The organism is Agromyces soli (assembly GCF_022811605.1).
Lineage (GTDB): Bacteria > Actinomycetota > Actinomycetes > Actinomycetales > Microbacteriaceae > Agromyces > Agromyces soli.
On sequence record NZ_CP094533.1, the window covers coordinates 23,862 to 34,195 of the forward strand.

A 10,334-nucleotide genomic window follows, 5' to 3' on the forward strand; every position below is an offset into this window, starting at 1 on the left:
CGGAAATCGAGTGGTCACGCGCGCTGGCCCCAGAGCTCGGGCTGGCGGTCGGAGGCGGGGATGCCGGTCGCGAGGTCCGCCCAGAGGGCGTCCGCCGCGGCCTGGTCGTGCCGGAGGTCGACGAGGATCTCGCCGTCCTTCATCACGAGGCGCGGTCGGGCGAGGGCCCGGAGCTCGCGCAGGGGGTCGCCGTCGAAGACGGCGAGGTCGGCCCGGTTGCCCGGCCGGATGCTGCCGATCGTCGGGTCGCCGATCGCGTCGGCCGAGCCGGCGGTGGCGGCGAGCAGCGCGTCGATCGGGGCCATGCCGGCGGCGACGAGCGTCTCGAGCTCGCACACCATGACGTCGCGCGCGGGGATCCAGTGCACGGGGTCGGTGCCGGCCGCGATCTTCACGCCGGCCGCCATCGCCCGCTGCACCGACTCCCGGTGCGGGCCGGCGATCTTCTCCTCGTAGAGCGCGGCGCGCTCCTCGGGGATCGTCTTGCCGATGTGCAGGTGGGTGTTCGTCGAGAACGCCCAGAGCGTCGGCACGTAGAAGGTGCCCTGCTCCGCCATCTGCGCGACGAGCGCGTCGTCGAGCGCGAGGCCGTGGTCGATCACGTCGATCCCCGCGTTCACGGCGGCGCGCGCGGCCGGGAGGCCCTCGCAGTGGCAGCCGACGCGGGTGCCGAGCAGGTGCGCCTCGGCGACCGCCGTGGCGATCTCCTCGTCGTTCAGGTAGCGCAGGCAGGTGTCCCAGTCGGAGTCGGCTGCGGTGTGCGAGAGCACGAGCTTCACGAGGTCCGCGCCGGACTTGATCTCCTCGCGCACCGCCTTGCGCACGTCGTCGACGCCGTCGACGAAGTGGTTGCGCCAGTCGACGGGCGCGCCGCTGCCGACGATGTTCGGCCCGGCCGTGTAGGCGCGCGGGCCGACGATGCGGCCCGACGCGATCTCGTCGCGGAGCTGGTGGATGCCCCGGTGCTTGCAGCCGGGGTCGCGGAGCGAGGTGACGCCGGACTCGATCTGACGCTTCGCCATGATGACCCCGTCGATCGCGGAGGTCGTGATCAGCTTCGCATCGGCCTCGACGCCGGATCGGCTCATGAGGTGGGTGTGCGCGTCGATGAGTCCGGGCAGGATGTGCGCGCCGGCGACGTCGATGACGTGCACGGCGTCGGAGGGCAGCTGCGACGCAGGCTCGACGCCGACGAAGCGGTCGCCCTCGACGACGACCATGTGGTCGTCGACGAACGCGCGGGCCGCCGTGTCGAGGATCGGGCCGCCCAGGACGAATCGGGTGCTGGTGGTCATTGCGGCTCCTGCTCTGCTCGGGTGGGGCTGGTCTGAGTGGTCGCCGCTGCCGGGACGGCGGCGCCGGGTGCGCCGCCGCGGTGCAGCTCGGCGAGATGCTCGGCGCTGCGGACGCCGGCGAGGAGCCCCGAGACGACGGGGCGGCCGATCGCCTCGGCGAGCGCCGGGGCGACCCGGCCCATCACCGAGCCGGTGAGCACGAGCGCGTCGCCGAGCCCGTCGGCGTTCGCCTCGCAGGCGGCGACGAGCTGGGCGAGCAGCGCATCGGCATCCGCCGCGGCCGCCCCGCTCGAGGAGTCCGCAGCCACGATCGACGCGAGCCGGCCGTCCAGCCCGTAGGAGCGCACGAGCGCGCGCATCGCGGCGGCCTTGCCCGGCGCGAGCACCGCGACGCTGAAGGTGTCGCCCAGGGCGCACGCCTGCAGGAAACCTGCCTCGGCGATGCCGACGACGGGGCGGTCGGTGACGGAGCGGGCCGCGGCGAGCCCCGGATCGTTCCCGCAGGCGACGACGAAGGCGTCGTAGTCGTCGCGCAGGGCCCGCACGAGCAGCGCGGTCTCGGCGCCCGACACGGCGACGTCGAGCAGGGTGTCGATGCCCGCGGGGCCTGCCGCGGGGTTCAGGAAGTCGGCCACGGTGCCCGGCAGGAGCTCGGGCGCAACGGTGTCGGCGAGCTGCTCGGTCACGACGGCGGAGCTGTTGGAGTTCACGACCGCGATGCGCCGGATGCGGCCGGCCGGGTCGGGCGGGGCGGTGCGCTGCACGGTCATGCGGCGACGTAGCACTGCTCGGTGATCTGCTTCGCGCCGCTGCCGCGCATCTCGCGCCGCAGTTCGCCGCCGCGCATGATGAGCACGCGGTCGCAGAGGTGGCTGAGCTCCTCGTGCTCGGAGGAGACGATGAGGATCGCGACGCCATCGGCGGCCATCCGTGCGACGTGCTCGAGGATCGTGCGCTTGGCGCCGACGTCGACGCCCTGCGTCGGCTCGTGCAGGATGAGGCACTTCACACCGTCGCGGGACGCCCACTTGGCGATCAGCACCTTCTGCTGGTTGCCGCCGCTCAGCGTCTGCAGCGCACGGTCGGGGTCGCCCAGCGGCCGCACGTCGAAGTGCTCCATCGCGGCGACGACGCTCGAGCGCTCGGCCCGGTGGTCGATGAGCCCCCGCCGGGCGAAGCGGCGCAGCGAGGCGAGCGTGAGGTTCTCCGCGATCGACGCCGACATGATGCCCGAACGGCGCTTGCGGTCGGCCGGCAGCACCGCGATGCCCGCGGTCGTCGTCGTGGTCGGCGAGGAGGCGCGGATGGTCCGGCCGTCGACCTTCACCGTGCCCCGGCGGGCGGGAACGGCGCCGAGGATGAGGTCGGGCACGGTGTCGTGGCCGGCGCCGGCGAGCCCCGTGAGCCCGACGATCTCGCCGGGGCGGATCTCGAGCGAGAAACCCTCCACGCCGGCGCCCGTCAGGTCCTCCACCCGGAGGATCGGCGCGGCTCCGTCGACGGCGCGGCTCGTGCGCTCCGGGAAGTAGGTGTCGAGGTCGCGGCCGAGGATGTGCCGGGCGAGCTCCTTCTCACCGGAGATGCTCGACGTCGGCGCGTCCATGACGACGCGGCCGTCGCGCAGCACGATGACCTGCTCGGTGGCGGTGAGCACCTCGTCGAGACGGTGCGTGCAGAACGCGATCGCGGTGCCGGTGGCGGCGGCCGCGCGCATGGCGTCGAAGAGGCGGTCCCGCTCGGCGCCGGTGAGGTTCGCGGTCGGCTCGTCGAGCACGAGGAGCGCCGACGACGCCCGGCCCCTGGCGTAGATCGCCCTGGCGATGGCGACGACGGCCTTCTCCGACTGGGTGAGCTCCTGCACGGGCGTGCTCGGGTCGACGTCGACGCCGAGCCGGCCGAGCAGCTCGCGCACCTTCGCGGCCTGCGCCTTCCAGTCGATGAGCCCGTGCTTGCGGAGCATCGCCCCGACGAAGACGTTCTCCGTGACGGAGAGCGAGCCCGCGAGCCCGAGGTCCTGGTGCACGAAGGCGAAACCGAGCTCGGCCGAGCTCGTCGGGGTGAGCGGCAGCGGCGCCTCGACGCCGTCCACCTCGAGGCGGCCGCCCGCGTCGGGCTCGTGGATGCCGGCGAGCACCTTGAACAGGGTGGACTTGCCGGCCCCGTTCTCGCCGAGCACGCCGGTCACGGTCCCGGGCCGGAACGTCAGCGAGACGTCGTGCAGCACCGTGTTGGTGACGAAGGTCTTGGAGATGTTCGTGAGGACGATGCCGCCCCCGGGGCGGCGTTCGTCGAGTCGCTGCGTCATGTGCGGTCTCTCCCTTGGGGATCGATCCGCGGGTCGCGGCACCGGCCGCGACCCGCGGGCGGTGCTACTTCCAGAGTGCGGCGTACTCGGACCGGTAGTCGACGTTGTCGTAGAGGGCCGCCTCGGAGGCGATGTCGACGCCGTCGAGGTTCTCCGCGTCGAAGAGCTTCACCGGCACCTCGCTCATGGCGGGCTCCTCGCCGGCGAGGGCGCGCAGCGCGCGGTCCATCATCGCCCAGCCGAGCCAGGTGTTGCTGTTGCCGACGTCGACGGCCTGGACGCGGCCGTCGAGGATGTAGCCGAGGTTCGCCTCGAAGGCGTTGATGCTGCCGAGCCGGATCTCGTCCTTGCGGCTCGAGAGCTCGACCGCGGGGATCGTGAACTGCGCGATGCCGTCGATCGCGGGGAAGATCCAGTTCAGCTTCGGGTTGCTCGAGATCTGCGAGCCGGTGAGGGTCTCGGCGGCGGTCTTGAAGTTCGACTGCATCAGGTCGTCGACCTTCAGCGTGCACTCCGCCGAGCAGTACTCGGTGAAGCCGGCCTCGACGCCCTCGCGCATGGCGGTGAACGTCTCGATCGACGGCAGGTTCTGCACCGCGCCGTGCACGGCCCCCTCCGTGTTCGCGATCGCGTAGGCGGCCACCAGCTTGCCGGACTTGAAGTAGTCGATGCTGACCTCTCCGGCGGCGCCCTTCTCGAGCTCGGCGTTCACGTCGACGTTCAGCGCGCCGATCACCGGCACCCCGGCGGCGTTCGCGCCGTCGATGGCCGTGGGCAGCAGGTTGAAGTTGATGCCGAAGGCGACGATCGCGGCGGACCCGGCGGCGAGCGCCTGGTCGATCTGCTTCGCCGCGGTGTCGGTGGAGCCCTTGGCGTCGTAGATGGTGACCTTCACCCCCGCGGCCTCGCCGGCCTCCGTCATGCCGTCGAGGACGGCGCGCACGAAGGGCAGCGAGTTGTCGAGCGTGATGGCGGCGATGGTCTCGCCCTGGAACGCGGAGATGTCGATGGGGTCGCCGGGGCTGATGAACTCGGCGGGCTTCGCGCTGTCCTCGACGAAGGCGGCGGCCGCGGCCTTGCCCTCGGTGGCGTCGACCTTCGAGTCGGCGAGGGCGGCGCCGGCGCCGCTGGCCTGGCAGCCGGTGAGGGCGACGAGGGCGGTCGCGAGGCCGAGGGCCGCGAGGGTGGCGGTGAACGAACGATGGTGCCTCATTGCACTGATTCCTTCCGATGGGGGATGAGTGTTGCGGGTGGGTCAGGAGGTCGCCGTCGCCGACTTGCGGCTCACGATCGCGGCGAAGGAGACGGCGAGCACGAGGGCTGCGCCGTTGAAGACGTTCTCGAGCCATCCCGCGCCGCCGAGCATCTGCAGCCCGGTGACGCCCGTGACGACGAGGAACACGGCGATGACGGTGCCCCAGGCGTTGAACCGTCCGGGCTTGATGACCGTCGCGCCGAGGAACACGGCGGCCGCGCCCGGCAGCAGGAACGAGGCGCCGAGGTTCGGGTCGGCGCTGCCGAGCCGGCCGACGTTGAGCACGCCGGCGACGCCGCAGAGCAGGGCGCTCGCGGTGAGCGCGAAGACGCGGATGCGGTCGGTCGGCAGGCCGCTCAGGCGCGCGACCTCGCGGCCCTCGCCGGTGAAGTAGATGTAGCGGCCGAGCGGGGTGTGCTCCATGAACAGCCAGACGAGGAACGCCAGGATGAAGGCGAAGTAGACGGGCAGCGGGAGGCCGAGGAACTGCTGGGTCGCGACGGCGGTGAGGAACTCGGGCGCCCCCGCGATGACCTGGGAGCCGGAGATCGCGAGCGTGAGGCCGGTGATGACGGTGCCCATGCCGAGGGTCGTGATCATCGAGCTGATGCCGACCTTCACGATGAAGAACGCGTTCAGCAGGCCCCACGCGCACGTCGAGGCGAGCACGATCGGGATGGCGATCGCCCCCGGCACGTCGAACTGCACGTACAGCACGGCGAGGCCGACCGAGGACCAGGCGATCATGGGCCCGAAGGAGAGGTCGAACTCGCCGGCGGCGAAGGGCAGCACGAGGCCCAGCGCGGCGATGATGAGCACGCTCTGCGAGGAGGTGATGACGCGGAGGTTCTCGAAGGTGAAGAAGGTCTGCGGCGCGGCGATCGAGAACACGACGACCACGAGGATGAGCACGCCCAGCACGGCGTACTTGTACGTCAGCCGCCGGAAGAGGGACTCCTGCTGGGCCGGCGCCGGCGCGCTCCGCCGAGGGGGCGGGGCGACGGGCGCGGGGCCCGGTCCGGTGGTGTCGCGGGATGCCGGGGACGTCTCGGTCTGGCTCATTCGGGGTCTCCCATCAGGATGTGTCGGTCTGAGGTGGCGCTGACCGTCGCGCAGTGGCGCCCGGCCAGCTCGAGGTCGACGGCGTCACCGGCGTCGAGGGCGATCGCCTCGCCGAGCGCGGTCGCGAAGACGAGTCCGGGGAACGGCGCCTCGGCGTCGCGGAGTCCGGCCCCGAGTTCGCGAAGGGGGGCGCAGCGCTCGAGCGCGGCGACGACGGTCTCGAGCGCGGCGGCCCAGGAGTCGCTCGCGTGCGGGGCGCGCCCCGAGACGAGGAGCCGCCCGCCGCTGCGGAGCGCGAAGTCGGCCGCGTCGACGCCGGGGCGCGCGGCGACCGCGACGCCGCAGAGGCCGCCGTTCGCCGCGAGCAGGTCCTCCAGGGCGCTCTCCTCCCGCCGGAACGGGCTGCGGAAGGTGGCGAGGCCGACGCGCGCCGAGCCCGGCGCGAACGCGGGCGCGCCCGAACCGTGCAGCAGCTCGCGCAGGGCGGCGCCGTCGAGGTGCACGCCGGCCACGGGCTGCACGAGCAGCTCCGGCGCTGCCGAGACGCGGGTCGTGCCGTCGACGACCGCCGTCGTGCTCGCGAAGGCGGGCTCGCCGTCGGCGACCGAGACGATGGCGACCGCACGCTCGCCCGCCGCCGTGCGGCGGCGCAGCAGCTCGTCGCGGATGACGCGGGCGTCGTCCGGGCCGAGTCCGGGCACCATCTGCGACAGCGCGGTCACCTGGCGGCCCTCGCGCTCGGCGGTCACCACCAGATCGACGAGGCGACGGACCTCGCGGCCGCTGAGTCCGGCGCCGCGCCGCGTGGGCTCGTCCCGGCGCAGGTGCTCGAGGGGATGGGTGCTCGTCATGGGCTCTAAGGTAGGAAGCACCCGGTTAACCGGACCGAAACCGTCTCCCCCGACCCAGCGGCATCCGTTAACACCCGTCGACCGAACGGGTTCACGCACGTCGCGACCGAGCGCACAGGTGGGCTCATGGAACACGCGCTGCCGCTGCTGCGCGGCAAGATCACGCCGCCGCCGCTGCCCGAGCTGCTGGTGCCGCGGCCGCGCCTCGAGGCGTCGATCCACCGTCGGCTCGACGCACTGCCGGTGCTCGTCGTCTGCGCGACCGCCGGCGCCGGCAAGACCACCGCCGTCCGCGTCGCGCTCCGCGACGATCCGAACGTCGCGTGGCTCACGGTCGACGCCGCCGACTCCTCGCCCGGCCGGCTGCTGACCTACCTCGCGGCGTCGCTCGGGCACCTCGCCCCCGGCGTGGCGGAGCTCGTGCAGAACGTGCTCGCCGCCCAGGCCCCGCACAGCGAGGTCGCCGGGCTGCTGATCGAGGCGCTCGCCGAGCTCGGTCCGGTGACGCTCGTGATCGACCAGCTCGACCGCGTCTCCGCGCAGCACAAGCCCATGGAGGTGATCGACGGGCTCGTCCGGTTCGCGCCGGCGAACGTGCGGATCATCCTGATCTCGCGCACCGCGATCACGCTCGCCTCGAGCGCCGCGCCCGGCTCGGAGCGCATCGACTACCTGATCGACCGCGAGCTCGCCTTCACCCCGGAGGAGGCGGCGGTCGCGCTGGATCAGGCGGGCGGCGGGGCCGACGACGTCGAGGCGGTGATGCGCTCGACCGGCGGATGGGTCGTCGGCGTGCTCTTCGCGGGCACCACCGCCGAGCCCATCCGCATGGCGCTGCAGCCCGAGATCGACCCGCTGCACGCATACCTCTGGGCGCACGTGATGCAGGGCCTCAGCCCCGAACTGCGCGAGTTCGCGATCAGCACCGCCCTCCTCGTCGCCGTCGACGCCCCGCGGGCGACCGCCCTCGGCCTCGAGCGCGCCGAGCACTACCTGACCGAGCTGCGCGCGCATCGCATCCCCGCCGTGTGGGAACCGGGCGGCAAGACGGTGCGGTACCACCGGGTCCTCCGCGACTATCTGCTCGTGCTCCTCGAACGGCGGCCCCGGGCCGAGGTCGTGGCGCTGCGCACCCGCTTCGGCCGGCTGCTCGCGGCGGAGGGCTTCATGATCGAGGCGACCGCCGAGCTGCTCGCGGTCGGCGCCTTCGAGGAGGCGCTGCCGTACGTGGAGGAGGCGATCGTCACCCTGATCGACCGACTCGACTTCGACGTCGTCGAGCAGTGGCTGGAGCTCCTCGCCGACGAGGGGCAGTCGGGATCGAGCCCGCTCACCACCGGCGAGCTGCTGCTCGCCGTCGCCCGCGAGGAGTACTGGCGCGGAGTGCGCATCGCCGACCAGCTCGAAGCCCTCGGCCAGCGCGAGTCGCTCGCCGCGAGCTCGAGCCGCGCCGCCGCGATGATGATCTGGTGCTACTACCACGCGTGCCGCACCGAGGACATCGCGGCGATCGTGGCGGTGGCGCATCCCGGCGCCGAGCTGGAGGCGGCGAAGTATCTGTTGACGCTGATGGACGACCGGCCCGACGAGGCGCGGGCGACGATGAGCCTCACCGGCGGATCCGTCGCGGGGCTCGTCGCGCGCCTGCACTACTGGCGCGGGTGGTTCACGCAGGCCGCCGCCCCGGTCAGCAACGCCGCCGCCGACGCCGTGGTGCGGCCCTGGCGGATCGCCGCACTGCGGGCGATCGGCGAGCTCGAGCAGGCGCACCAGCTCTACCGGCGGGTCGAATCGGCGGGGATGCTCACCGCGGGCCTGCAGGGCGTCGTCGGCGCCGAGCTGTTCACCGACCTCGGCCGCGAGGCGGAGGCGCGGGCCTGCATCGCCGATGGCCGGGCCGAGGCGCGGCGCATCGGCTCGGCGGTCTGGGACCTGTTCGCGCAGCTGTCCGAGGCGAAGCTCGAGCTGCGGCTGCGCCGCGACCCCGTGGCCGCGCGCACCGTGCTCGACACGCTCGAACGCGATCCGCTCGCGCGCGTCTACGACTCCACCGCCGAGCAGATCGACACCTGGTACGGCCTCACCCATCTGCTCCTCGGCGAGCACGAGGCGGCACGGCGGCGCCTCGAGCGCGCGGTGCGCAGCATGCGGGCCTCCGGCCGCTTCCTCGAGCTGCCCACCGCGGCGGTCTACCTCGCCGAGGCGTCCTGGCGCTGCGGCGACACGGACGGCGCCGACCGCCACCCCGACCTCGCCCTCGAAGCCGCCAAGCGCCAGGGCACCGACGCGGTGCTGCTGCGCGCCCTCCGCGAGTTCCCCGAGGTGCTGTCCCGGCGCATCGACGGCCTCGCCGAGACCGACACCGCCTGGAACCGGCTCGGTCTGAAGGTGCTGGGCGCCCCGCCCGCGGGGACCGCGTCGGCCGGCCCGGTGCTCGCGATCGCGGAGTTCGGCACGGCGGCGCTGTCGATCGACGGCGTCGAGGTGCGCCCCCGCATCGGCAAGTGCTACGAGCTCGTGGCGTATCTCGCCGGCGCCGGCACCCACACGGCGACGCGGGCCGAGCTGCTCGGCGCGCTCTTCGACGACGCGGACACCGCCGCGTCGCGCGCCTACCTGCGGCAGGTCATCCACCAGCTGCGCTCGGTGCTGCCCGACGGGCTCGGGCCGTTCATCGTCGACGAGCGGGTCGCCCTCGGCGACGGCCTCGTGCTCCGCAGCGAGTCGCTGCAGTTCGAGCAGTCGGCGCTCCGCGCGGGCAGCAACGATCCGGCGACCCGGCTCGGCGAGCTCGAGCAGGCGCTCGCGCCGTACGAACGCGGGGTGTTCCTGCCGAAGGCGAAGTCGCAGTGGGCCGAGGAGCGCCGCAGTCAGCTGGCCGCCACCGCGGCGGGGCTCCGGTTCGAGGCGGCGAGCCTCGCCTACGAGCTCGGCGCCTTCGCGAGGGCCGAGGCGCTCGCCGGCGCCGTCGTCGAGGAGCAGCCGCTGCGCGAGGCCGCCTGGCGGTTGCGGATGCGCATCGCGGCGGCGGTCGGCTCGCCGGACGAGGTGCTCGCCGCGTACCAGGGCTGCGTCGGCGCGCTCCGCGGCATCGGCGCCGAGCCCGCGCGCGAGACGCGGCTCCTGCTCGAGCAGCTGCGCTGAGGCGCCGGCCCGTGCGGCCCGCGGTGCGACGGATCAGTCCTGGGTGTCGGGCGTGCCCTGGTGGTAGCGCTGGCGCCAGCGCATCCCGTCGTGCATCCAGATCGAGCTGCGGTGCACGACGCCGACGGCGTCCTCGGTGCGGAACCGCACGTGCGCGACGCCGGGCGCGAGCTCGACGACCCGGTCGAAGCTCACCCGCTGCACCTGGCCGGGAATGGTGAGCAGGGTCGCGATCACCTCGTCGCGCAGCCAGTACTTGCCGCTCCGGCCGATCTCGTAGAAGTCGTCGTGGATGAGCTCCTCGAGCAGGTCGCGGTCGGAGCGGCCCGCGGGGCTCAGCAGCTGCGACTCGAGGTCGATGATGGTGCGGCGCAGCGCCGCGGGGGCGTCGGCCGGGTTCTCCGTGGTGGTCATGCCCACAC

8 protein-coding genes are annotated in these 10,334 nt (G+C 73.4%); 1 reads left to right on the forward strand and 7 read right to left on the reverse strand.

Going from position 1 to position 10,334, the window contains the following annotated elements:
* Window positions 1-14: 14 nt before the first annotated feature.
* From MTP13_RS00120 to MTP13_RS00145, 6 genes are all read right to left on the reverse strand, one after another.
* Window positions 15-1,295 carry an amidohydrolase family protein gene (locus MTP13_RS00120; protein ID WP_243569054.1) on the reverse strand — a complete coding sequence of 427 codons (1,281 nt, stop codon included), beginning with the start codon at window positions 1,293-1,295 and terminating at the stop codon, window positions 15-17.
* Entirely contained in the window at window positions 1,292-2,065 is a 774-nt protein-coding gene (locus MTP13_RS00125) for an aspartate/glutamate racemase family protein (RefSeq protein ID WP_243569055.1), read from the reverse strand. Before MTP13_RS00125 ends, MTP13_RS00120 begins: the two co-directional genes overlap by 4 nt.
* Window positions 2,062-3,600 carry a sugar ABC transporter ATP-binding protein gene (locus MTP13_RS00130; RefSeq protein ID WP_243569056.1) on the reverse strand — a complete coding sequence of 513 codons (1,539 nt, stop codon included), beginning with the start codon at window positions 3,598-3,600 and terminating at the stop codon, window positions 2,062-2,064. The genes MTP13_RS00125 and MTP13_RS00130 overlap by 4 nt, the downstream gene beginning before the upstream one ends.
* Before the next feature lie 64 nt (window positions 3,601-3,664).
* Window positions 3,665-4,813: a sugar ABC transporter substrate-binding protein gene (locus MTP13_RS00135; RefSeq protein WP_243569057.1), complete on the reverse strand. Its 1,149-nt coding sequence runs from the start codon at window positions 4,811-4,813 to the stop codon at window positions 3,665-3,667.
* 42 nt (window positions 4,814-4,855) lie between these two features.
* Window positions 4,856-5,917, reverse strand: a complete 1,062-nt coding sequence (locus MTP13_RS00140) for an ABC transporter permease (RefSeq protein ID WP_243569058.1) — start codon at window positions 5,915-5,917, stop codon at window positions 4,856-4,858.
* Window positions 5,914-6,768, reverse strand: a complete 855-nt coding sequence (locus tag MTP13_RS00145) for a hypothetical protein (RefSeq protein ID WP_243569059.1) — start codon at window positions 6,766-6,768, stop codon at window positions 5,914-5,916. The genes MTP13_RS00140 and MTP13_RS00145 overlap by 4 nt, the downstream gene beginning before the upstream one ends.
* Window positions 6,769-6,894: 126 nt before the next feature.
* On the opposite strand from MTP13_RS00145, the gene MTP13_RS00150 reads away from it, so the two are divergent.
* Entirely contained in the window at window positions 6,895-9,912 is a 3,018-nt protein-coding gene (locus MTP13_RS00150) for an AfsR/SARP family transcriptional regulator (protein ID WP_243569060.1), read from the forward strand.
* A 33-nt stretch (window positions 9,913-9,945) separates the two neighbouring features.
* Here MTP13_RS00150 and MTP13_RS00155 read toward each other — a convergent pair whose 3' ends face one another.
* Window positions 9,946-10,326, reverse strand: coding sequence for a nuclear transport factor 2 family protein (locus MTP13_RS00155; RefSeq protein WP_243569061.1), 381 nt, complete (start codon window positions 10,324-10,326; stop codon window positions 9,946-9,948).
* Window positions 10,327-10,334 lie beyond the last annotated feature (8 nt).